Origin of the sequence: Candidatus Berkiella cookevillensis, assembly GCF_001431315.2 — a bacterium.
Taxonomy (GTDB): Bacteria; Pseudomonadota; Gammaproteobacteria; order Berkiellales; family Berkiellaceae; genus Berkiella_A; species Berkiella_A cookevillensis.
Map to the genome: position 1 here is coordinate 2,574,658 of NZ_LKHV02000001.1, position 24,482 is coordinate 2,599,139.

Genomic DNA, 24,482 nt, shown 5'->3' on the forward strand with positions numbered 1-24,482 from the left:
TTATATTTCATTGAGACGTGCTAATACTTCTTCTAATTTTTCTGGTGGTAAGTAGCCAGGAATCATCACACCATTTTCAAGTATCAGTGTGGGGGTTCCTGTAATACCCATTAATATACCCAATTCATGCTCACCATCCACCGGATTTTTATCACAAGTTGTTTTTTGCACTTCTTTTTGTAGCTTAGCAGCTGTCAATGCTTCGTTCGGATTCTTAGCACACCAAACGCTGATCGCTTTTTGATAATTCTCAGAGCCTGGCTCTCCCCTAGGAAAAGCCAAGTATTTAACAGCAATACCTTTATCATTTAAGGCTTTTATGTTGGAGTGAAATTTTTGACAATAACCACAGTCTAAATCAGTAAATACTGTTACCGTGTGTTTGACTGTTTTAGGAATAAAATTGATTGATTGCTCTGGTTTTAATTGTTGCAAAGCCTTGATCCTTGCCTGACGTCGCGCAAGCTCGGTGATATTTTTTAATTTATCTTGAGTATCAATAATATCACCCAAAAATAAAAAACGCCCTTCGGTAGAAATATAGAGAACCTTAGGACCATGCGTTACTTGATAGATCTCTTTGATAGGGGTTGCAACAATCTCTTCAAGCTTTATATCTGGAAAATGGCTTTGTAATATTTTAACAAGATTTTGTCTAGTTGCTTCATCCTCTGTTGCAAAGCTTAAAACAGAACCAAAGAAAGTGCATAAAAATACAAAACTTAAGATGAGCTGCTTGCATGGGAAATTCAATTTTTTCATATATTTCCTTTTATTGTAGTGTCCGTATTTAATATAAGAGAAAAATTTATATTGTCTGCTCGTGTTTGAGCAACCATTTTTTGATATTCATTTTTTCACCTGCAGTAAAACCCGCATATCCTCCTAAACCTTGCTTTGATACAACACGGTGACAAGGAATGATCACTGGCAAGGGATTTTCTCGACAAGCATTACCAACTGCGCGCGCAGACGTTTGCAAGCGAAGTGCTAAGTCACCATAGCTAATGGTTGTTGCAAATGGAAGGGTGATAAGTGCTTGCCAAACTTTACGCTGAAAGGGTGTTCCTGGCGGAATCGCCCCTCGATACATAATAGGCTTTTTATGCTCAAAATAATTGAGCAGAAGACTTGAGGCTTCTGTTAAACAGTTGGGAAGCAAATGTGGAGGCTTATTCGAATTGGCAGCTTCATCTGCGCCAATAAAAGATATTTGGCAAAGCCGATCCTCAAAAGCCTCCAGCGCCAAATATCCAATGGGCGTCTGAAGGCTTAAGCGTTGCATGATAATTCGTCGATCTCAAAACAATTATTGTTGTTGAGCTTCTTTGAGCTTATCTTTTTGTGTCTTAGCAAGATCTTCTTTAATACGCGCAGCACGGCCACTTAATGCACGTAAATAGTACAGTTTAGACTGACGTACTTTACCACGACGATTTAATTCAATGCGCTCAATGATGGGGCTGTGGGTTTGGAATACGCGCTCAACGCCTTCGCCATGAGATATTTTTCGAACGGTGAAAGAGGAATTAATACCTCTGTTTTTGATAGCAATTACAACGCCTTCAAAAGCCTGCAATCTTTCTCTAGTACCTTCCACAACCTTAACATAAACCGTTACAGTATCACCTTGTGAAAAAGAAGGTATTGTGCGTAATTGTTCTTTTTCTAGTGCTTGTATAATTAAGCTCATCTTACTCTCCCAAAACTTAAAGTCCCGACTCTATTTGAAATTCTTTTAGTAATTGTAAATCATCCTGGCTCATTTTATTGTCCTGCAATAAATCAGGCCTCAATTTCCAGGTTCTACCAATCTTTTGCTTCCTGCGCCATCGATGAATTGCTGCGTGATCACCACTTAGCAACACGGCAGGCACTGTTTGTCCATCTAACTCGGGAGGCCGAGTATAGTGAGGACAATCTAAAAATCCGTCATTTTCTTCAGTAAATGCATCTTCTTTATTAGAAGCCTCATCTCCCAAAGCACCAGGTATAAAGCGCGTGACAGCATCCAATACCACCATCACCGGCAACTCTCCCCCGGTTAAGACATAATCACCAATGGATATCACTTCATCGATATCACGCTCTATAATGCGTTGATCAATGCCTTCATAGCGACCTGAAACAAAAATAATTCCTGGCCAAGTCGCTAAATCTCTTACTAATTCTGTATTCAGTTGCTTACCATCTGGCGCAAGATAGACAACCTTCGTTCCAACAGGTGCTTGCTGCTTCGCTGCGTGAATCGCTAAGCGTAATGGTCGCGCTTGCATTACCATGCCTGGCCCACCACCATAAGGCCTATCATCTACCGTGCTGTGCTTATTACCTGCAAATGATCTGGGATTCCAAAACTCACAGTGCAATAATTCTTTTTTTTGCGCTTGGTGCACAATGCCATGCTCTAAAAAACCAGAAAACATCTCTGGAAAAATAGAAATAATACCACACCACATTTTGGCCATTAGTTTATATCAAAATCCCAATCCAAGGTGACTAGCCTCGATTGTAAATCAACACCAACAACCGTTTCTTGCCATATAAATGGCACATGACGTTCTTTTGCTTTATCTTTGATAACCATGATATCTAAACCTGTATTTTCATAAAGATAATCAATAGTTCCTAAAGCAACACCTTCTTTTGTAACAACTGCTAGACCTTCTAAATCTGACCAGTAAAATTCACCCTCAGATGGCGCTGGCAATTCACTACGCAAAACAGCAATGGGCTTATTACTCAATAAAGCTGCTTGCTCTTTTTGCAGAATGCCACTTAAGTGCACAATCCAAGACTTGCCGTGCATTTTACTGTGCTCAACCGTCATCGGTTGCCACTCATTACGTTGTAAAATAAACCAACGCTTATATTCAAAAATATTCTCAATCGGGTGGGTAAATGATTGAACATGTTGCCACCCTTCCAGGCCATAAGAGCGTCCAAGACGTCCTATAATCACATATGACTTGTCTTCTGTCGCTCTTTGAGAACTGTGCATCATCGCAGGCATTTCAGGTGAATTAAGCTTCAACCGCTACACCACTTTTCTTTTCCCACTCTTTCCATAACGCCGCTACACGTAAAGAAGGCTGAGCACCACGCTCTATCCAATACTGGACGCGCTCATTTACCATTAATAATTTGGTTTCTTTGCCTTGCGCAACTGGATTGAAATAGCCAACCCTCTCGATATATCGACCATCGCGTGCAGAACGTTTGTCAGAAACAACGATACTGTAAAATGGACGTTTTTTAGCTCCCTTACGGGCTAAGCGAATGACAACCATAACCTTTCCTCTTGATTTTATATGTTAGCTAACAAATTACAAAAGCGCAGTCTTTTGCAAAGTAAAGGGCACTCATTTTACGCTAAAGATAACAGTTTGAGAACCAGCCCTACGCAAACAGAACCATAAAAATACAATAAATCACCCCAAATGAATAAAATAACGACCCATTGATTTAAGTTTCTAAATTAAATAGAATGGGCGCCCATGAACTCAAACTATCTCTGCAAAACGCAGAAAGCAGACTTATACCATGAACTTGTTTCTCTATTTGACGATTATTTTGCTTTGGGGCACAACCTGGATTGCAATGAAAAACCAAGTGGGCGTCGTACCCTACGATGTCTCAATCATTTACCGCTTTGCTACCGCTGCTTTTATCTTATTTTTCATACTATTATTGAAAAATGCGCGATTTCGCTTCTCGCTTAAACAACATCTCTCTATGGCAACCTTAGGTATTTTGTTGTTTTGTACAAATTTTGCTTTTTTCTATAGAGCAGCAGCATATATCACCTCAGGCTTACTCGCTATTATTTTCTCCACCAGCGTTATCATGATTATGCTCAACAACGCTTTATTCTTTAAGAAAAAAACCACTACACGTATGCTCGCGGGTGGTACGCTAGGAATTATGGGACTCTGCCTCATTTTTTGGCCAGAACTCGAAAACTTTAGTTTCAATGATGCAACCTGCATTGGTATCCTCTACGGACTGGTTGGCACCTACTGCTTTTCTTTAGCTAATCAACTATCAACTTACTGCACAAAACTGAGCATTCCGTTATTGAGCAGCACCTTCTTTGGTATGCTCTATGGCGCAACATTCCTCACGATTCTTTGCTTAGTTCGTGGTCTTGAATTCACCTTTGATCCCTCTTTGCCCTATGTCTTGTCTTTGTTGCACTTAGCCATTCCTGGCTCAGTGATTGGCTTTTTAACCTATTTAACACTGATTAAGCGAATAGGCCCTGAAAGAGCTGTTTATGCAACCTTGTTTTTCCCATTGGTTGCTCTCACCATCTCTACTTTTTATGAGTCTTTTGAATGGGTTTGGGAAGATTTTGCAGGATTTACCCTCATCTTAATTGGTAATTTCCTGGTCATGGTAAAAGCAACCACCTTAGCCTTTATCAAGCGCAAGCTCAGTTTTCAAGGAACTACCACCTCTATGACAAATACGCCTGCTCAATAATGACTTATCACGTACTTGCTCTAGCAACAGGGCGAGTGCGCCCCCTTGCAACATGCTCTACACAAACGATCAGTTTTATAACTGAAGCAATTCACATAAGATTTTCTTAAGTATTCTTACTTCATCAAGGATGGGATATTATGGCGAATGCAATGCACAGAAACCACTTGCACAACGGTATTACTGCAGGATTTACGGTTATTTTTTCAGCTTGTTTATATTCAGCGGGTTGGTCATCATTAGCCAATCTAAGCATTGCACTCTCATCAGGCGTAGGTATTTTCGTCTTGCTCAAATTAGCCGATCTCTGTGTTGCTTTACAAAGAGTTTCTGACAATGCAAATCAAACCGTAACATATTTCAATGAAGACATCATAAATGAACTCAAGCAAACGATTGATAAAGCCAACAAAGTGCTTGATAAATCGGAACAGACGCTAGGCAGTGTAAACCAAGAAATGGTGCCCAATCTTACCCAAACACTCGATCATGTGCGAGAGACAGCTCAGCAAGCAAAAAGTCTTGTGGAGAAAACGAGTGGAAAAGTAGATGAAATGCTTTCTGGTCAATTAGTATTGCAGCTGGGTACTGCGCCACAATCCAATCCAAACCATAGTAAAAAAGATAAGCCTCACTAAAATATGCTCATAAGCATACAACTCAAATAAAAAAGCAGCTCGTATTACGGAACTGCTTTTTATTTGGCTTATTAATTCATGCCACTAGGCGGCATCAATTTATCAAAATCTTTCATTCCACGCATCATTTTAGCCATCCCCCCTTTTTGAGAGAGTTTTTTCATCATCTTTTGCATTTGTTCAAATTGTTTTAGGGCACGATTCACATCTTGGATGCTAGTACCAGAACCCAATGCAATTCTCTTCTTACGAGAGCCTTTAATAATGATTGGCTTTTTACGTTCTTGTTTGGTCATAGAGTTAATGATAGCCAACATTTGATCCATCACTTTGTCATTCGCCTTAGACTTCACTTCGGTTGGTAAAGCGCCCATGCCTGGCAGCTTGTCCATCAAACTGGCCAATCCACCCATTTTTTTCATCTGCATAATTTGAGAGCGAAAATCTTCAAAATCAAAGCCTTTACCCTTCTGAATTTTTTTACTTAAACGCTCAGCTTCACCTTTATCAATTTTACGCTCTAGCTCTTCTACCAGCGATAAGATATCCCCCATCCCCAAAATACGAGAAGCCATCCGATCGGGATGGAAAGGTTCAAGCGCATCAATTTTTTCACCCATACCAATAAATTTGATAGGCTTATCAGTGATCTTCTTAATAGATAAAACAGCACCCCCACGTGCATCACCATCCATCTTGGTGATCACAACCCCTGTTAAAGGCAAGGCATCATTAAAAGATTTAGCTGTTTTCGCTGCATCTTGACCGGTCATGCCATCCACAACAAAGAGCGTCTCTGTGGGTTTGATGGCCTGATGAATGGCTTTAATTTCTGCCATCATGGCATCATCAATATGTAAACGACCTGCCGTATCAATAATGACCACATCACAATTTTGCTTCTTAGCCGCATCAATCGCTTGCTGTGCAATAGAAACAGGCGGGGTGTTTTCAGGTGCTTGATAAAAATCAGCGCCCACTTCTTGAGCCAATCTTTCAAGCTGCGCAATTGCCGCAGGCCTGTAGATATCGCAACTGGCTAATAGTGCTTTTTTATTTTGTCTTTCAGAAAGCCACTTTGCCAACTTTGCTGTGCTTGTGGTTTTACCAGAACCTTGTAAGCCAGCCATTAAAACAACAACAGGTGGCGCAGCCCTCAAATCGAGGCTCTCGCACTTCTCACCCATAATCTCAACTAACTTATCATTGACGAGCTTCACCAAAGTCTGTGCTGGTGTTAAGCTCTTCTTAACTTCCAGCCCTCTGGCAACCTCTTTCAAGTCATTTACAAATTCTTTGACGACTTCTAAAGCAACATCCGCCTCAAGCAAAGCTTTTTTGACTTCACGAAGGGTTTCCTTCATGTTTTCATCTGATAGCTTGCCACGACCGACAACATTTCTAAAAGTTTTACTAAGGCGCTCAGTTAAATTTTCAAACATAGGGATCAACCAATCCTGAAATAAAAAGTGTTAAACTTGTGTTTTGGCTTATTATACCTAAAACGGCAAAAAGAATTTTATTTAAATTATGCTATATCTCACTATAATTAGTTGCTTATCGTACATATTATCTGCTGGGTGTCAAGCCAGACAGCTATTTCATAGCCCCCAAGCCCGTACTTCACTACTATTTAGGCTCTCAAGCTTTATCAGTATCCTCTGCCACGGCTACTTATTATACTTACTGATAGAAACGCCCAATGGGCAAAATCTCTATAGCTTGATCTTACTCTCACTTATCTTTTGGCTCCTAAATATAACGATTTTTCTCAGTGTACATCTAGCTAAGGTTGAGAATTTAGCTTTATTTGCTTACCCTCTAACAACCTTTATTTTAGTGCTCACCTATCTTTACCCAGGGAAAACAGTTGTACAAACGGCTAATTTTGAAGGTATGGTCAGCCATATTTTTCTATCCTTGTTTGCAACAAGTACCCTGTGTCTCGCCTTCTTGCAGTCTATTTTACTCGGCTTACAGAATTATTATCTCAGACATCGCGCACCTGCAGCGCTCTTAAAATTATTGCCGCCACTACAAACGATGGAAGGTCTACTCTATGTGTTCTTATGGTTAGGGCTTTCTTGTCTCTCGCTCGCCTTAATAAGTGGCATTTGGTTTCAAGCAAATCACCCAGAACTGAAACACACACCTCAAATATTTTTATCGCTGATTACTTGGCTCATTATCTGCACGCTATTGATAGGACGTTATAAACTAGGTTGGCATTTACAAAAATCCGTGCTAGGCACAACCATTGGATTTGCCCTTATTTTTATGTCCTATTTTGGTACCCACTTATAAGCGTAGGTGAACAGTGAATGATATTCCGCTTCCTATTTTAAGCATCTTACTCATTATTCTACTTTTGCTCTCAGCTTTCTTTTCTGCGTGTGAAACCGGCATGATGACGATTAATCGCTATCGACTCAGACACTTAACAAAGACATCTCGTGCAGCAAGACGTGTCCAAAAATTATTAGAGCGACCCGACAGACTCTTAGGCGCCATCTTATTGGGCAACAATTTTGCCAATATTACTGCTGCCGCGATTGCATCAGTCATGGCCATTCGGCTCTGGGGTGACTATGGTGTGCTCATCGCCAGCTTTCTTTTAACGATTATTATTCTAATTTTTGCAGAAGTTTCTCCCAAAACATTAGCTGCTATTTATCCTGAAAAGATAGCGTTTCGCGCTTCTTTGACGCTGTCTGCTATCTTACGAGTACTTTATCCACTCGTTTGGATCATCAATGCTTTTTCAAATGGTCTTTTGCGACTCATCGGCGTAAAAATACGCAAACAAAAACATTTAAGCATTTCACCAGAAGAACTGCGCACCGTCGTCCATGAAGCCGCTGGCCGCATCTCCTCTCAACATCGTGCCATGCTACTTGGGATCTTGGATTTAGAACAAGTAAGCATTGAAGACATCATGATCCCGAGAAATGAAATTATTGGTATTGATATCAATAATGAATGGGAGGCCATTAAATCTCAATTAGCCAGCACACAGCACACCTTTTTGCCTGTATATGAAGATGATTTAAATGATATGATTGGCGTACTTCATGTAAAAGATGCGATACACATCTTCGCTCAACATGCAGGCACCAAAGAACAATTACGTGATGTTTTAATGGATGTCTATTTTGTGCCAGAAGGCACGAGCCTTGCAACTCAACTCTTAAATTTTAAAAATAACAAAAAACGCTTTGCTTTAGTTGTTGATGAATATGGTGATTTACAGGGCCTGATTACGCTAGAAGACATTTTTGAAGAAATTGTTGGAGAGTTCACAACAGATATGGTGTCTGAAACACAAGCCTTTATTCATCCACAACAAGATGGCAGCCTGTTAATCGATGGCAGTACAGCCTTGCGCGATTTAAATCCTATGCTTGGATTAGATTTGCCCATGAACGGTGCAAAAACCTTAAGCGGTCTCATCATCGAATATCTTGAAACGATTCCAGAAAGCGGCACCTGTTGTAAAATTAATCAAATTCCAATGGAAATCATTCAAGTACAAGACAATAAAATTAAGACCGTTAAAATTGTTTCAAACTTTACACATCCTGCGGGCAATAAGGTGAGATAAGCTATTAAATATTATTGATTGACTGACTCATGCACTCGGGTGATATTACTAGCTATGCTGTCATATTCTATTAAAGTCATCAAATCAAATAATATGAGAAAACAGACGCTTCTACTTAAGTCATTTTTATATTCAATCTTATTTGGCTTCAGCATGCATGTTTTTGCCAAAAATAAAGAGACAGATTTTAGCTTAAATCCTGTGCCTCCTGATTTAAAAACACTCGAAAATCGACTGGATAATCTAGAATCCTATACTTCAAATCTACAATACATTGTGAATCATCTGGAAAAAAATGTGGTGATGTTACAAGTAACCCCTTTATCTGAAGCACATGCTTCTTTTTCTGAGGTATGCACCTTCGCAAGCACAGCTATTTCTGAAGCCCTCAACTTTAATCCACAAAATTTTCGCTATGCTTTATCCAATGCGTCTAAATATTTTTCTGAGAATGCATTTACTAAGTTACAAAAATTTCTAAACGATAATAATATTATCGTTGATTCAAAAATGCATGCTATTGCAAATCATGCAGTATTAATGGCACAACCCATCGTTACAAAAACCTATGTGGATCAACGCATTTCTTATTCAAACCGTGCACGTGACGTATACGTCTGGAACCTTGAAATGCCGATCTTTATAGAAATCAACAATAAAAATGGCTCCTCAATATTAACAAAAAATGTTCAATTGGAAATTGTTCGAGCCTCTATTGAGTATTCCCCTGATCAAATGATCATTGATAACATTAGTCTCAAAGATTACAACGCAGGTATTTAACAATGCATATATCTAAGAAAATTATTTTTTGGCTAACGCTTTCATCACTTTCTGTTCCCGCACTCGCGCTATCAGGTATTTCAAAAGATAACCCTGATCTCTCTAAAATGGTGCAGCGAATTGATTCTCTTGAGAATCAAATAAAAATTTTGGAAGATAATTTACCCAAACGCATCCGTAAATTACCGCTTGATCTGCCGCATTTGACATCCAATGGCGCGATCCAAGAAACCATGACGCGTCTCTATGATATGTTTAATCTCAACTTCGTTGCTTATCGCCAACAAATCAATAATAACCGCCAATTCTTTAGTGAAGAAGCTTTTGAGCAATACACGACTTTTCTTAAAAACTCTAAGTGGCTCGATCAAATTTCCAGCCAAAAAATGTTAATGCATACCAAGCCCAATCATGCGCCTAAAATTATTAAAGAAGGTGCAAAAGACAAAAAATATTCCTGGTTAATTGAAGCGCCATTAACAATTTCTTTAGAAAATATTAACGAGAAAAAAGATGTTAATATGACTGCGACTATTATTATTCAACGCGCTTCTGAATTAGTGCACCCCTCCGGGATCTTAATCACTGCGATAGACTTTAAGATTAAATCTTAAGGTATAAAAGTTGATAAGTTATTTCTCAGTGGCGCAAAGCGCCCTAGACTCCCTTTGCTGTCAAAGGGAGTCGCCGTCTGCGGCAGAGGGATTTTTAAAACAAAGATTTAAAAAAATCCATCTGCTCACTCTAGTGAGCCTCTTCCCTTGATACCAAGGGAAGATAATCATTCACTTCGTTCATTTTAACAAACATCACTCTATCATGTGATCAATTTCCACCAACACATTTGAAGGGATTGATGCCATCTCTAAAGTATCCGTATACCCTTCTAGATCGCCCTTTTGTGCAATGGGTTGTCCGGTCTTAGATATCCGCGCAAATATTTTTACATGCTTTAAGCTACTCAGCATTCTGTCTTTCAGCATAGCATGTTCATCACTCAAGCTTATCTGCATCGGAAAATTTTGTACCGTATATTTTCTCACTGCAACAGGCATGGGGCTGCCTGTAGGATCTTTAGCAATAATAAATAAAGTATCACCAACCGTAAGTTTGTCTTTTAAGGCTTGCGATAATTTCAATTCAATCTCTAATTTAAAAGCAGGAGCGGTATGGACAGTTTCCCCACCCATAATAAGCCTTTGTGCTTTTGCAATGGCTTGATGAATCGCAGCAGCTTCTGCCTCATCCAGATTTTGTGGATTTGCCAAGATACGTTGCCAATAAGCAATAGCAGATGAATAATTTGAGTCCTGATAAGCATGTAATGCTAACAAATTCAAAGCCCCTTTATGTTCTGGTGCTTTTTCTAAAACATGTTTGAGCATAGACAGTGTTTTTTCATCGACTTTTCCATCATTGATCATGACTTGGCAGTAGGCAAGTTGTATCTCATAGGCTTCAAAGTGAGGATGAAATTGCAAGGCTTCATGATAAGCATGCGCTGCTGCTTCATATAAATTAAGTGCCTGATAGGTATCGGCTAATCTTGCCCAAGTACGCTCTGAAGCAGAAAGCCTCTTCTCTGTATTTTTTAAACTTGAAATAACCTGCTCTTTCGTCAATTGAGACTCTTGATGTAAAGTCATTAACGTACGATCGATTTCTTCAAAACTATATCTATCTTTTAAATCTTTGTAATATCCTAAATTTAAATACAATCCAAAGGCAAAAAAGACCAAACCACTCCCCAAGATCGTAGCCAATACACGTCGCAATAGCCCATTGTGTTTATTAGATGTAATACAATTAAAGATCACAATGGCTACATAGCTTGCCAGCAAGAGCATCATTGCCCACATTAAATAGTATTCGTATATTCGACTCATAAATTTTCTATCCGTCGACGGTTCATATGGGTGATGAGGATTACAAGCCCAGCAAACAAAAATACAAGAGGTCCTAACCAAAGCACCCAAGTATTTGCTTTAAATTCAGGTTTATAGAGAACGTAATCACCATATCTATCGAGAAAATGTTGTTCAATCTCTGCTTCTGGAACATTATTTAGAATCATTTCATGGATCTGCTCACGCATAGACTCTGCAACAGGCGCATGAGAATCAGCCAGACTTTGGTTTGGACAAGTCACACACCGTAGCTTCCTGCTCAATCTCTCAAAGATCAGCTGTTGTGAAGCATTTTCAAAAACATAAGTATCTTGTACTGCTACAGCCTGACTTAGTAAAAGGCAACTGATGATGCTCACAAGCACTACATTTCGTATTCGCAAAAACATTCTTTAGCCTACCTGCTGATTTTTCACAGCCATTTGTGTCTCTAATTGCTGGATGATTGGCAAAATTTCTTTTTCAAAGCGATTCGTATTTAAGCCACCAACGTAACGAAACTTGATCACACCATTACCATCAAGCACATAGGTTTCCGGTGTTCCATATACCCCTAGATCTAAAGCCAATCTTCCCATATTGTCATTGATATGCAATTTATAAGGATCGCCATTGTCAGACAACCATTTTAAAACACGCTCTGGCTGATCTTTGTAGCTCACACTGTAGATAGTTGGATGCCATTTATTTTGGATGTTGATCAATTCTTGATGTTCATCAAGACAGACACCACACCAAGTTGCCCAAACATGCACGAGACAAGGCTTACCTAGTATATCGCTATTTTGAATCATTTTTTTATCATGCACACTTTTCAGATTGAAGACAGGAAAAGGCTTATCAATCATCTGCGATGGCAATAGATTAGGATTTAGGCGCAAACCCTTAGCTAAAAAAATAACCAAAATGATAAACAACAACCAGACAAGCCACAAATTTCCTTGTAAAAAACGCTTTTTTTTCGGTTCAGACATCATAGCTTCTATTTCTTTCATCCTTTACGATCCGTTGACTTATTCAGTGCTAATAAAGATAAAGCTGCACCCACAGCAATCAAGAGACCACCTATCCAAATCCAAATAATATAGGGTTTTACATAAATACGAACCGCCCATGCTCCATTCGTGGTGGGTTCAGACAAGGCAATATATAAATCCCTAAATGGACTATGTGCAATCGCTGTTTCTGTCATTGGCATATTTCTGGGTATGTAATATCTCTTTTCAGGATGCAAAGTTTTAATCTTATGTCCTCCCTTTTCAACCCAAAATTTTGCACGCACTCCCTCATAATTAGAACCTGTTACTTTTTTGAGTTCAACAAAACGGAAACGATACGGTGCAATCTCAACCATTTCCTCTACAGAAATATCAACATCTCTTTCAGTGCTCAAATGGCTGCTGAGGCTAACACCTAAAATAAAAATACCTACGCCCAAATGCGCTGTTAACATGCCAATCGTATTTGAGCGCGACAGCATCGACTTTTGATATTTATCAATGCCTACTTTTAAGGTTGCGAAGATAAGCCATCCCCCAATCCCCATGCCAATACAAAAAAGTAAAGACTGAGTGAAAAACCACAAGCAAGCACACAAAATACACAACAGAATAAGTAAGAATGCATGCGCTTTAATGTGTGGCCATAGCTTATCTTGATAGAAATGAATATTAGGTGCCAATCCCATGATTAAAATTAAAGGCAAGATCATGGGGATAAAAACGGCATTAAAATAAGGCGCACCCACAGATATTTTTTGTGCAAACAATGCATCGATAAATAATGGATACAGTGTACCTAAAAGGATAGTGCTAGCAATTGCAACCAGAAATAAATTGTTTAGGAGCAAAATAAGTTCTTTTGAAACAGCTTTAAAATAGCCTTGATTCTTAATGATGTGCACTCTTGCACAAAATATGGCTAATGCGGTAGCAATCACGACACTTAAAAAGATTAAAATATAAAGCCCTCTTTCTGGACTTACCGCAAAAGCATGAACAGAGGTTAAAACACCACTTCTAACTAAAAATGTACCGATCAAACTAAGCGCAAAAGCATAGATTGCTAATAAAACAGTCCATGCTTGGAAAATGCCACGCTTATCAGTAATGATCAAAGAATGCACTAAAGCAGCCGTTACAAGCCAAGGCATAAAAGAGGCATTTTCAACTGGATCCCAGAACCAATAGCCCCCCCAACCTAATTCGTAATAGGCCCAATAACTTCCCAACACAATGCCTACTGTCAAAAAAGCCCAAGCACTCAAAGCCCAGGTACGTGTCCAACGTGCTAATATTTGACCATATTGTGGAAAGAATAAGACACACAATTGTGAGGCAAAAGGGACACACAAGCCCACATATCCCATATAAAGTAAGGGCGGATGTACAATTAAACCAGGATCTTGCAGTAAAGGATTTAAATCGCTGCCTTCTACAGGTGGCACCGGCAAAATGCGTATAAAGGGGTTGGAGGTGAGGAGTAAAAATAAAATAAAGCCAACAGACAGCATACCTAAAATACAAAGTAAAACAGAATGAACCGGAATAGGTAAATCTGCACGTTTTTTACTTACCCAGTAACTCCAAACACAAAAAATCCCAACCCATAACAACATGGAGCCTTCATGTGCTCCCCACAAAGCTGTTAATCTATAATAAAAAGGCAAATTATGATGTGCATTTGCTTGTACATACTGCACACTAAAATCATTGCTATAAAAAGCCCAAAATAAGCTCGCTAAACTAAAAACAACTAAGCAAAATTGCAGCCAAGTAAGCTTTATTGCAATAGCATTGAAGCGATCAATTGGAATTGCCTTTAAACCAATAGGTAGCAAGGCCAAACTGCAAGCACAGCAAAATGCTAAAATGAGAGAGAAATGTCCAAGTTCTGGAATCATAAATGCTCAGTATCCATTTTTTAAAACAATAAAAATTTAAAAAATAAGCAAAAAAAAACCCTAAAGATTTCTCTTTAGGGTTTTCGAATATAAAGCCTGGCGGTGTCCTACTTTCACATGGGGAAACCCCACACTATCATCGGCGCTGAGTCGTTTCACTTCCGAGTTCGAAATGGAATCGGGTGGTTCCCACTCGCTATTGCCACCAGGCAAACCTGCTTCCTTATTAGGAATTTCTTTTACTTCTCATGTTCTTTTGTACTTACTAGGCACTTGGTGCGTATTATACAACATTTGATACCTAATGAGAAATATTAAATTCGAGAAATCACGCAATTGCTTTATAAATTATCAAACTATTTGGGCGTTATATGATCAAGCCGCACGGTCAATTAGTACAGGTTAGCTCAACGCCTTACAGCGCTTACACACCCTGCCTATCAACGTCATGGTCTATGACAAACCTTTAGGAGATTTACATCTCGTGAGAACTCATCTTGAGGTGGGCTTCCCGCTTAGATGCTTTCAGCGGTTATCCCTTCCGTACATAGCTACCCGGCAATGCCACTGGCGTGACAACCGGAACACCAGAGGTACGTCCACTCCGGTCCTCTCGTACTAAGAGCAGATCCTCTCAATTCTCAAACGCCCACGGCAGATAGGGACCGAACTGTCTCACGACGTTCTGAACCCAGCTCGCGTACCACTTTAAATGGCGAACAGCCATACCCTTGGGACCGACTACAGCCCCAGGATGTGATGAGCCGACATCGAGGTGCCAAACACCCCCGTCGATGTGAACTCTTGGGGGGTATCAGCCTGTTATCCCCGGCGTACCTTTTATCCGTTGAGCGATGGCCCTTCCATTCAGAACCACCGGATCACTAAAACCTACTTTCGTACCTGCTCGACTTGTCAGTCTCGCAGTCAAGCACCCTTATGCTTTTACACTATCAGCATGATTTCCGACCATGCCTAGGGTACCTTCGCGCTCCTCCGTTACTCTTTAGGAGGAGACCGCCCCAGTCAAACTACCCACCATACACTGTCCACGTCCTCGATTCAGAGGACTGTGTTAGAACCTCAAGCACTTAAGGGTGGTATTTCAAGGTTGGCTCCACGCTATCTAGCGATAACGCTTCAAAGCCTCCCACCTATCCTACACATAAATACTCAAAGTCCAGTGCAAAGCTGTAGTAAAGGTGCACGGGGTCTTTCCGTCTTGCCGCGGGTACACTGCATCTTCACAGCGATTTCAATTTCACTGAGTCTCGGGTGGAGACAGCGTGGCCATCGTTACGCCATTCGTGCAGGTCGGAACTTACCCGACAAGGAATTTCGCTACCTTAGGACCGTTATAGTTACGGCCGCCGTTTACCGGGGCTTCGATCAAGTGCTTCGCCGAAGCTAACACTCTCAATTAACCTTCCGGCACCGGGCAGGCGTCACACCCTATACTTCCTCTTTCAAGTTTGCAGAGTGCTGTGTTTTTGATAAACAGTCGCAGCCACCTAGTATCTTCGACCACCTCTAGCTCAGTCCGCGAGGGACTTCACCTGAGATGGCACACCTTCTCCCGAAGTTACGGTGTCATTTTGCCTAGTTCCTTCACCCGAGTTCTCTCAAGCGCCTATGTCTTCTCAACTTGTCTACCTGTGTCGGTTTACGGTACGGTTTAATAGTGTTTATGCTTAGAAGCTTTTCTTGGAAGCATGGTATCAATCACTTCAATTCCCTAAGGAATCTCGTCATCATCTCTCAGGATTGTCAGCCCGGATTTACCTAAGCCAACTCCCTACGGACTTAAACCGATACAACCAATCATCGGCTGATATAACCTTCTCCGTCCCTCCATCGCAACACTACCAAGTACAGGAATATTAACCTGTTTCCCATTAACTACGCCTTTCGACCTCGCCTTAGGGGCCGACTCACCCTGCTCCGATTAACGTCGAGCAGGAAACCTTGGACTTTCGGCGAGCAGGTTTTTCACCCGCTTTATCGTTACTTATGTCAGCATTCGCACTTCTGATACCTCCAGCATGCTTTACAACACACCTTCACAGGCTTACAGAACGCTCCTCTACCGCGTGCACAAAAGTGCACACCCGTAGCTTCGGTATGTGGTTTGAGCCCCGTTAAATCTTCCGCGCAAGCCGACTCGACCAGTGAGCTATTACGCTTTCTTTAAAGGATGGCTGCTTCTAAGCCAACCTCCTGGCTGTCTATGCCTTCTCACATCGTTTCCCACTTAACCACAATTTTGGGACCTTAGCTGACGGTCTGGGTTGTTTCCCTCTTCACGACGGACGTTAGCACCCGCCGTGTGTCTCCCGTGATAAAACTTCTTGGTATTCGGAGTTTGCATCGGGTTGGTAAGCTCTACGAACCCCCTAGCCGAAACAGTGCTCTACCCCCAAGAGTCAATTGCACGAGGCGCTACCTAAATAGCTTTCGAGGAGAACCAGCTATTTCCGAGCTTGATTAGCCTTTCACTCCGATCCACAACTCATCCCCGTAATTTTTCAACATTAGTGGGTTCGGACCTCCAGTAAGTGTTACCTCACCTTCATCCTGGTCATGGATAGATCGCCCGGTTTCGGGTCTATTCCCAGCAACTAAATCGCCCTATTCAGACTCGGTTTCCCTACGCCTACCTAAAAAAAGTTAAGCTTGCTACTGAAAATAAGTCGCTGACCCATTATACAAAAGGTACGCAGTCACACGACTAAATCGTGCTCCTACTGCTTGTACGCATACGGTTTCAGGTTCTATTTCACTCCCCTCTCCGGGGTTCTTTTCGCCTTTCCCTCACGGTACTTGTTCACTATCGGTCAGTAAGGAGTATTTAGCCTTAGAGGATGGTCCCCCTATCTTCAACCAGGATACCACGTGTCCCGGCCTACTCTTCGTCACCCACTCAAATAGATTTTTGTTTACGGGGCTATCACCCTGTATCGCCAAATTTTCCAAAATGTTCAACTAATTTATCTGAGCTTGATGTGACTGGGCTGTTCCGCTTTCGCTCGCCGCTACTAACGGAATCTCGGTTGATTTCTTTTCCTACGGGTACTTAGATGTTTCAGTTCCCCGCGTTTGCTTTACTTTCCTATGAATTCAGAAAGTAATAACTAGGCAAGCCTAGTTGGGTTTCCCCATTCGGACATCTCCGGATCAAAGCTTGTTTGCCAGCTCCCCGAAGCTTATCGCAGGCTACTACGTCCTTCATCGCCTCTTACTGCCAAGGCATCCACCGTATGCGCTTATTCGCTTGATCATATAACCCCAAACAGTCTGGAATTATATTTGTTGATAAACATAAGCATTTATGCAATTTCACTCACAATTAAAATTGTGAAATGTCAGTGCCCATTGCGTGATTTCCGAATTTTTAAAGAACAAATTTTGCATTTTTAAGCGCAAACAATACTAATACTTCTTAAAATATTATATTGTTTGAGCTTAATTTGGTGGAGCCAGTCGGGATCGAACCGACGACCTCCTGCGTGCAAGGCAGGCGCTCTCCCAGCTGAGCTATGACCCCTTCAATTTCTTGCCGTCATAAAAAGACCTGAAAATTGACCTCTATCTGGTGGGTCTGGGTGGACTCGAACCACCGACCTCACCCTTATCAGGGGTGCGCTCTAACCAGCTGAGCTACAGACCCAATATTGGTTGCACTTGCGCTAACCTTAGCGGTCTGCATCGCTTGTGCTTTGCTCTCTTTACTATTATTAACCATGTTATAAATGTGAGCACTCATTGCTTGAGTATTCATCGATAAGGAGGTGATCCAGCCGCAGGTTCCCCTACGGCTACCTTGTTACGACTTCACCCCAGTCATGAATCATACCGTGGTAAGCGACCTCCTTGCGGTTAGTCTACCTGCTTCTGGTACAACCCACTCCCATGGTGTGACGGGCGGTGTGTACAAGGCCCGAGAACGTATTCACCGTGGCATTCTGATCCACGATTACTAGCGATTCCAGCTTCATGGAGTCGAGTTGCAGACTCCAATCCGGACTACGACCAGCTTTTTGAGATTAGCTCCCCCTCGCGGGTTGGCAACCCTTTGTACCGGCCATTGTAGCACGTGTGTAGCCCTACCTGTAAGGGCCATGAGGACTTGACGTCATCCCCACCTTCCTCCGGTTTATCACCGGCAGTCTCCTTAAAGTCCCCGACATAACTCGCTGGTAACTAAGGACAAGGGTTGCGCTCGTTACGGGACTTAACCCAACATCTCACGACACGAGCTGACGACAGCCATGCAGCACCTGTCTCACGGTTCCCGAAGGCACTCTCACATCTCTGCGAGATTCCGTGGATTCAAAGGTAGGTAAGGTTCTTCGCGTTGCATCGAATTAAACCACATGCTCCACCGCTTGTGCGGGCCCCCGTCAATTCATTTGAGTTTTAACCTTGCGGCCGTACTCCCCAGGCGGAGAACTTATCGCGTTAGCTGCGATACCAGATGGTCTAAGCCACCTAACATCTAGTTCTCATAGTTTACGGCGTGGACTACCAGGGTATCTAATCCTGTTCGCTCCCCACGCTTTCGTGCCTCAGTGTCAGTTATGGTCCAGGAAGCCGCCTTCGCCACTGGTGTTCCTTCCGATATCTACGCATTTCACCGCTACACCGGAAATTCCACTTCCCTCTCCCATCCTCTAGCTAGACAGTATCAAACGCAATTCCCAGGTTAAGCCCAGGGCTTTCACATCTGACTTATCCAACCACCTACGCACTCTTTACGCCCAGTAATTCCGATTAACGCTCGCACCCTCTGTATTACCGCGGCTGCTGGCACAGAGTTAGCCGGTGCTTCTTCTGTGGGTAACGTCAATTCTCGATGGTATTAACATCAAGACCTTCCTCCCCACTGAAAGTGCTTTACAACCCGCAGGCCTTCTTCACACACGCGGTATTGCTGGATCAGGCTTTCGCCCATTGTCCAATATTCCCCACTGCTGCCTCCCGTAGGAGTCTGGGCCGTGTCTCAGTCCCAGTGTGGCTGGTCATCCTCTCAGACCAGCTACGGATCGTAGCCTTGGTAGGCCTTTACCCTACCAACTAGCTAATCCGACGTAGGCTCATCTTATAGCACAAGGCCCGAAAGTCCCCTGCTTTACCCCGTAAGGCACATGCGGTATTAGCTTAAGTTTCCCCAAGTTATCCCCCACTATAAGGTAGATTCCTACGCATTACTCACCCGTCCGCCACTCGTCAGCATCTAGCAAGCTAGACCTGCTACCGTTCGACTTGCATGTGTTAAGCATACCGCTAGCGTTCAATCTGAGCCATGATCAAACTCTTCAATTAAAGTTTTTGGCTAAGACCGTTAAGCCTTTCGCCTATCTTGGCTTGCTTCACCAACCGTTTAAGGCTGATTCGCAAAATTTATTTACTCAAATGTTGCAACAAGTGCCCACATTTATAACATGATTGATAATTTGTTAAAGAACATACACGCTTTCGCTTCTTAGAGGCGGCTATTTTATCTTCTTCAGATATTTTGTCAACCTCTTTTTTCAACCCTTCTCAGCATCTTTTCAAGCCTTTTAACTTGACTGTTTTGCTGAAGAGGATGCAGATTTTACGCTTTTCTTCGTCAGTGTCAACAAGATTTTTCATTTTACTTTTCAATCTGTTTTCACTTTCATCTGCCACTCTCTTTACTGAGAGGATGCAGATTTTACGCTTTTCTTCGCTAGTGTCAAGAAGATTTTTTATTTTACTTTCTAATCTACCTTCACTTTTATCTGCTTCGTCTCGCTATCGAGAGGATGCAGATTCTACGCTTTTCTTCGTCAGTGTCAACAAGATTTTTCATTTTACTTTTCAATCTGTTTTCACATTTATCTGCTTCATCTCTCTACTGAGAGGATGCAGATTTTACGCTTTTCTTCGCTAGTGTCAACAAGATTTTTTATTTTATTTTTCAATCTGTTTTCACTTTCATCTGCTACACCTCGTTGCCGAAATGTGAGGTGCATATTAATCAGATCATGAACATAAAGCTAGTACTTTTTAAATTATTTTCGCAATTCGTATCTTAGCAAACTTTCTTTTACCCACTTGCAAAACAAAGAACTCATCTATAGGTAATAGATGACTTGCTACGTCCACCTTCTCACCATTAATACGCACAGCACCTTGCTTAATCATACGTAGTGCTTCAGATGTACTCGAAGAAAGATCACTATCTTTCATGACGTTCGCAAGCGGATAATCTTCTGGCTTATCTTTAAAAACAAATTCAGGAATATCATTTGGGATTTGTTTTTCTTTAAACAAATGATTGAACGCTGCTTCAGCTTCTGCTGCTGCATCCACACTATGAAATCGTTCAATGATTTCTTTAGCTAATAATACTTTTACTTCTTTGGGATTTAAGCCAGCCTGCACTTGTGCTTTCAATGCTTTTATTTCTGCAAGTGATTTTAAACTGATCAAATCGTAGTATCGCCACATCAAATCATCTGAAAGCGACATGATTTTACCAAACATATCATTAGGCTGTTCTGCAATACCTATGTAGTTACCTAACGACTTAGACATCTTTTTAACACCATCTAAGCCTTCTAGTAATGGCATTGTCATAACCACTTGAGGTAACTGACCATTATTTTTTTGTAATTCTCGCCCTACTAATAGATTGAACTTCTGATCTGTTCCGCCCAATTCTATATCTGCTTTTAGTTCAACGGAGTCATATCCCTGAAGCAAAGGATAGAGAAATTCATGGATAGCAATGGGCTGGCCGTTTTTATAACGCGTTGAAAAGTCTTCTCGCTCTAACATACGAGCCACATTATATTGAGCAGCGAGCTGAATGAGATCTTTAGCCCCCAAAGCCCCTAGCCACTCAGAGTTAAACATTATCTTCGTTTTATCTTTGTCCAAGATTTTAAAAATTTGTGATGCATAGGTTTTCGCATTCTCTTGCACTTCTGCTTCTGTCAAAGGTTGGCGTGTAATATTTTTACCTGTTGGATCCCCAATTCTGCCAGTAAAGTCTCCTATCAAAAAAACAACTTCGTGGCCTAACATTTGGAATTGTTTTAACTTATTAATGAGCACGGTATGCCCAAGATGTAAATCAGGTGCGGTGGGATCAAAGCCAGCTTTGACACGCAAAGGACGATTTAATTTTAATTTTTCAATCAATTCATCTTTAACAAGCACTTCTTCTGTACCACGCAATATTTCATCTAACGCGGTTTTGTCACTATTCATTCTACGCCCTTATCGCTCAACATAAATTTAATTCTGCTTAAAACTAAATTAAGATAAAATACTAACCATATCAAAGATATTTGTATGCCACCAAACACAAAAATTGCATTTATCCCAATTGGGGATTAACTTAAGGTAGATATATTGTCAATGCAAGTTATTAGACATATTAAAACCGATTTTAAAAACAGCGTTTCTGCAATTTCAAAAACGCGCAAACGAAAAGTATCCCATTGGAAATGGCCCCTTGCTATAGGCCTGTTACTTTTTGCTGTTGTATGGCGCTCTGCTCAATGGTGGTCAACTACCTCTATTGATAACCCTACATTTGATGAAGAATCCTTATCCTTTTCTGTGGCTGTACCTGATTTCCCATCCGTGAATAGTTCTGATGAAATGCTCGACTATGAGCAAAATACAACAGAACCCGCAGAGGAAGTAAGCTCTGAAACCAAATCAAAAACCATCGATCCTGAACTCATTTCTTCTGTTGCAAAACTCAGTAGCCAAAGCTTTACCATCCAACCTGGCGGTAATTTAGCGCACTATTTTCAACAAGCAAATGTGTCTGCTGTTGAGCTGCATGAAGTCTTAAACACGGTCAAACATGCACAGCAACTCAAAAAGATTCAGCCTGGCCAAGAGTTAAACTTTGAATTCGATCTTGAAAACAAGCTAAAGAATCTCTGTTTGAAAATAGATGGTTTTAAAAGCTTGTTGATTAAAAGGGACAGTAACAATACTTTTACCAGTGAGATCATTAATAAGCCAGTTGAACGAAAAACCTCTTACGGCAGTAGCAAGATTACCGATTCTCTTTATATGGCGGGCAAAAAAGCAAAGCTAACAGACAAACTTATTATGGAGCTTGCCAAGATTTTTGCCTATGATATCGATTTTGCGCTTGATATCAGACCCGGAGATGCCTTTCGCGTTCTCTTTGAAGAACAATATGTTGAAGGTGAGAAAATTGGCGTAGGCCCTATCCTAGCGGCAGAATTTACTTCTCAAGGTAAAAAATACCACGCTTTTTATTACAAAGATGCGGATGGAAACAGTGGCTATTATGGCGCAGATGGGAACAGCCTGAAAAAAGCATTCATCAGAACCCCTGTAGAATATACAAGAATTAGTTCTCATTTTAATTTAAATCGCAAACACCCCATTTTACATAAAATCAGGGCGCACAAAGGCGTTGATTATGCAGCCCCGCATGGCACACCTGTCAAAGCAGCCGGCAATGGGAAAATCATCTTTGTGGGCAAAAAAGGTGGTTATGGAAATACCATTATTTTGCAACATGGCTCTCAATACAGCACCTTGTATGGTCATTTATCTCGCTTTGCAAAAGATCTCAAAGTAGGAAAGCCCGTGAAACAAGGACAACTGATTGGTTATGTCGGCAGCACAGGACTTGCCTCTGGCCCTCATTTACATTACGAATTTCGTATTAACAATGTGCATAAGAATCCACTTACTGTCACATTGCCAAATGCAAATGGTGTTCCAGACAATAGAAAGCGAGAGTATATAAAACAAACACAATCTTATCTTGCTGTAATGGATACCTATGAACGCGTACAGTTTGCAACCAATGAAGTTGCCAATAAAGGATAATTCATGTATAGCATCGGCTTAATGAGTGGCACGTCTATGGATGGCATTGATGCCGCTCTGATTGAAACAGATGGCACCCCTATGATGCTACAATCGATTGCTCATTTTTCTCTGTCCTACGATGCTTCTTTTGCACTACTACTCAAAGCAACTGAATATGCTATCAAACAAGCAAAAGGAAATCTGAGAAACGCGAATGCAAGTTATCATGAAAGCTTGTCACAGTATTTACAAAATACTTTATGCCTCACCGGCACAAAGCTCACCCAAACCATCATACAACTCTATGATTATTTAAAGATCGCCTATAAAACCACCCCCATACAAATTGAAGATGTAGTAAAGCATTCTACCCACCAACATGCTTTAGCAGTAAACGCGCTTTTAGAAAAAACAGGACTATCTGCCACTCAAATTAGGGTAATTGGCTACCACGGACAAGCCATGTTTCATCAGCCCCATGAAAAAATTTCTATTATCCTTGGCAATGGCCAATCACTTGCCAATCAACTCACCATACCTGTTATCAATGATTTTCGCAGCCAAGATATTGCCACGGGCGGACAAGGTGCACCTTTTGCCCCTATTTATCATCAAGCGCTCGCTATTCGTGATAAAAAAATTCCATTAGCCGTTGTTAATTGCGGCGGCATCGCAAATATCACCCTTATTAATGGCGAACAAAACTCAGATCTCATTGGTTTTGACACAGGTCCAGGCAATGGATTGGTTGATAGCCTTATTCGACAACGAACTGCCGGCACAGCCTTTATGGATAAAGACGGGCATTATGGAAAAAAAGGCGTGGTGCATCCCGAAGTGCTGCAAGCCTTATACGCAAAAAGTATTTTTAAAAACAATCAGAACTATTTTTCCCTACCACCACCTAAATCTCTTGATTATGGGGATTTAAGGCTTATTCCTGAAGTACAAGCCTTAAGCTTAGAAGATGCAGCCAGAACTTTAGAGGCTTTTACAGCTGATTCTATTATCAAAAGTGTGTTGGCTCTTAACATCCCTCCCCCTAGACATTGGGTGCTTGCAGGAGGTGGATGGCAAAATCCTGTCATATTAGAAGAAATGACAACACGCTTAAAAAGCTACTTAGATAAAAAAATTACAATCAATACGGCGGATGAAGTGGGTTGGAGTAGTACAGCAATGGAAGCTGAGTTATTTGCTTATTTGGCAGTTCGCTCTTTGCATAAGCTGCCCATTAGTTTTCCAAACACAACCGGCGTCAGAGCACCAAGCTGCGGAGGAACTTATTTTCCCCCTCAGCAGTAAAATCAAATTGTCACTTAAGCAAA

20 protein-coding genes, 2 tRNA genes and 3 rRNA genes are annotated in these 24,482 nt (G+C 41.2%); 8 read left to right on the plus strand and 17 right to left on the minus strand.

The genetic code is table 11. From position 1 onward, the window contains the following. Genes CC99x_RS10930 through rpsP form a run of 6 tightly spaced genes read right to left on the minus strand, consistent with a single transcriptional unit; the run spans window position 1 to window position 3,290 of the window. Window positions 1–762 carry a DsbC family protein gene (locus tag CC99x_RS10930; protein ID WP_057624178.1) on the minus strand — a complete coding sequence of 254 codons (762 nt, stop codon included), beginning with the start codon at window positions 760–762 and terminating at the stop codon, window positions 1–3. 46 nt (window positions 763–808) lie between these two features. Next, window positions 809–1,285, minus strand: a complete 477-nt coding sequence (locus tag CC99x_RS10935) for a methylated-DNA--[protein]-cysteine S-methyltransferase (RefSeq protein WP_057624179.1) — start codon at window positions 1,283–1,285, stop codon at window positions 809–811. A 24-nt stretch (window positions 1,286–1,309) separates the two neighbouring features. Next, a complete protein-coding gene (gene rplS, locus CC99x_RS10940) occupies window positions 1,310–1,693 on the minus strand; it encodes a 50S ribosomal protein L19 (RefSeq protein ID WP_057624180.1) in 384 nt (127 codons plus the stop codon). A 16-nt stretch (window positions 1,694–1,709) separates the two neighbouring features. Continuing rightward, on the minus strand, window positions 1,710–2,459 hold the full coding sequence (gene trmD, locus CC99x_RS10945) for a tRNA (guanosine(37)-N1)-methyltransferase TrmD (protein WP_057624266.1): 750 nt from the start codon (window positions 2,457–2,459) through the stop codon (window positions 1,710–1,712). Window positions 2,460–2,467: 8 nt separating this feature from the next. Next, the gene (rimM, locus tag CC99x_RS10950; RefSeq protein WP_057624181.1) at window positions 2,468–3,034 is read right to left on the minus strand and encodes a ribosome maturation factor RimM; all 567 of its coding nucleotides are present in this window, start codon (window positions 3,032–3,034) and stop codon (window positions 2,468–2,470) included. Continuing rightward, complete coding sequence (gene rpsP, locus CC99x_RS10955) at window positions 3,024–3,290, minus strand: 30S ribosomal protein S16 (protein WP_057624182.1); 267 nt, start codon at window positions 3,288–3,290, stop codon at window positions 3,024–3,026. Before rpsP ends, rimM begins: the two co-directional genes overlap by 11 nt. 253 nt (window positions 3,291–3,543) lie before the next feature. Between rpsP and CC99x_RS10960 the strand changes: the two genes are divergently transcribed. Beyond that, window positions 3,544–4,485 (plus strand): DMT family transporter, encoded by a 942-nt coding sequence (locus CC99x_RS10960; protein ID WP_057624183.1) that lies wholly within the window; start codon window positions 3,544–3,546, stop codon window positions 4,483–4,485. Window positions 4,486–4,625: 140 nt separating this feature from the next. Further along, window positions 4,626–5,123, plus strand: a complete 498-nt coding sequence (locus tag CC99x_RS10965; protein ID WP_057624184.1) for a hypothetical protein — start codon at window positions 4,626–4,628, stop codon at window positions 5,121–5,123. Between the two features lie 71 nt (window positions 5,124–5,194). Here the strand turns inward: CC99x_RS10965 and ffh are convergent, their stop codons facing one another. Next, complete coding sequence (gene ffh / locus CC99x_RS10970) at window positions 5,195–6,565, minus strand: signal recognition particle protein (RefSeq protein WP_057624185.1); 1,371 nt, start codon at window positions 6,563–6,565, stop codon at window positions 5,195–5,197. An 88-nt stretch (window positions 6,566–6,653) separates the two neighbouring features. Between ffh and CC99x_RS10975 the strand changes: the two genes are divergently transcribed. The 4 genes from CC99x_RS10975 to CC99x_RS10990 all read left to right on the plus strand — a co-directional run bounded on the left by CC99x_RS10975 (window position 6,654) and on the right by CC99x_RS10990 (window position 10,121). Then, window positions 6,654–7,427, plus strand: coding sequence for a cytochrome c biogenesis protein CcsA (locus CC99x_RS10975; protein WP_083477317.1), 774 nt, complete (start codon window positions 6,654–6,656; stop codon window positions 7,425–7,427). 13 nt (window positions 7,428–7,440) lie between these two features. Beyond that, window positions 7,441–8,724, plus strand: a complete 1,284-nt coding sequence (locus tag CC99x_RS10980) for a CNNM domain-containing protein (RefSeq protein ID WP_057624187.1) — start codon at window positions 7,441–7,443, stop codon at window positions 8,722–8,724. Window positions 8,725–8,877: 153 nt separating this feature from the next. Continuing rightward, window positions 8,878–9,507 (plus strand): DotI/IcmL family type IV secretion protein, encoded by a 630-nt coding sequence (locus tag CC99x_RS10985; protein ID WP_057624188.1) that lies wholly within the window; start codon window positions 8,878–8,880, stop codon window positions 9,505–9,507. 2 nt (window positions 9,508–9,509) lie between these two features. After that, window positions 9,510–10,121, plus strand: coding sequence for a DotI/IcmL family type IV secretion protein (locus tag CC99x_RS10990; RefSeq protein ID WP_057624189.1), 612 nt, complete (start codon window positions 9,510–9,512; stop codon window positions 10,119–10,121). A gap of 195 nt (window positions 10,122–10,316) precedes the next feature. Here CC99x_RS10990 and CC99x_RS10995 read toward each other — a convergent pair whose 3' ends face one another. The 10 genes from CC99x_RS10995 to tyrS all read right to left on the minus strand — a co-directional run bounded on the left by CC99x_RS10995 (window position 10,317) and on the right by tyrS (window position 21,555). Continuing rightward, complete coding sequence (locus CC99x_RS10995; RefSeq protein WP_057624190.1) at window positions 10,317–11,393, minus strand: tetratricopeptide repeat protein; 1,077 nt, start codon at window positions 11,391–11,393, stop codon at window positions 10,317–10,319. Next, the gene (locus CC99x_RS11000) at window positions 11,390–11,803 is read right to left on the minus strand and encodes a cytochrome c-type biogenesis protein (protein WP_057624191.1); all 414 of its coding nucleotides are present in this window, start codon (window positions 11,801–11,803) and stop codon (window positions 11,390–11,392) included. Before CC99x_RS11000 ends, CC99x_RS10995 begins: the two co-directional genes overlap by 4 nt. A gap of 3 nt (window positions 11,804–11,806) precedes the next feature. Next, entirely contained in the window at window positions 11,807–12,409 is a 603-nt protein-coding gene (locus tag CC99x_RS11005; protein WP_057624192.1) for a DsbE family thiol:disulfide interchange protein, read from the minus strand. Continuing rightward, a complete protein-coding gene (locus tag CC99x_RS11010) occupies window positions 12,406–14,316 on the minus strand; it encodes a heme lyase CcmF/NrfE family subunit (RefSeq protein ID WP_057624193.1) in 1,911 nt (636 codons plus the stop codon). Before CC99x_RS11010 ends, CC99x_RS11005 begins: the two co-directional genes overlap by 4 nt. Window positions 14,317–14,410: 94 nt before the next feature. Continuing rightward, window positions 14,411–14,526, minus strand: a 5S ribosomal RNA gene (gene rrf, locus CC99x_RS11015). A 161-nt stretch (window positions 14,527–14,687) separates the two neighbouring features. Beyond that, a 23S ribosomal RNA gene (locus tag CC99x_RS11020) occupies window positions 14,688–17,593 on the minus strand. A 191-nt stretch (window positions 17,594–17,784) separates the two neighbouring features. Further along, window positions 17,785–17,860, minus strand: a tRNA-Ala gene (locus CC99x_RS11025). Between the two features lie 46 nt (window positions 17,861–17,906). After that, window positions 17,907–17,983 (minus strand) — tRNA-Ile (locus CC99x_RS11030). 114 nt (window positions 17,984–18,097) lie between these two features. Further along, a 16S ribosomal RNA gene (locus CC99x_RS11035) occupies window positions 18,098–19,638 on the minus strand. Together the 16S, 23S and 5S rRNA genes with 2 tRNA genes alongside form the textbook arrangement of a ribosomal RNA operon. A gap of 708 nt (window positions 19,639–20,346) precedes the next feature. Next, window positions 20,347–21,555: a tyrosine--tRNA ligase gene (gene tyrS, locus CC99x_RS11040; RefSeq protein ID WP_057624194.1), complete on the minus strand. Its 1,209-nt coding sequence runs from the start codon at window positions 21,553–21,555 to the stop codon at window positions 20,347–20,349. A gap of 150 nt (window positions 21,556–21,705) precedes the next feature. On the opposite strand from tyrS, the gene CC99x_RS11045 reads away from it, so the two are divergent. Then, window positions 21,706–23,172 (plus strand): M23 family metallopeptidase, encoded by a 1,467-nt coding sequence (locus CC99x_RS11045; RefSeq protein ID WP_057624195.1) that lies wholly within the window; start codon window positions 21,706–21,708, stop codon window positions 23,170–23,172. 3 nt (window positions 23,173–23,175) lie between these two features. Further along, window positions 23,176–24,459, plus strand: a complete 1,284-nt coding sequence (locus tag CC99x_RS11050) for an anhydro-N-acetylmuramic acid kinase (RefSeq protein ID WP_057624196.1) — start codon at window positions 23,176–23,178, stop codon at window positions 24,457–24,459. The last annotated feature ends 23 nt before the right edge of the window (window positions 24,460–24,482 follow it).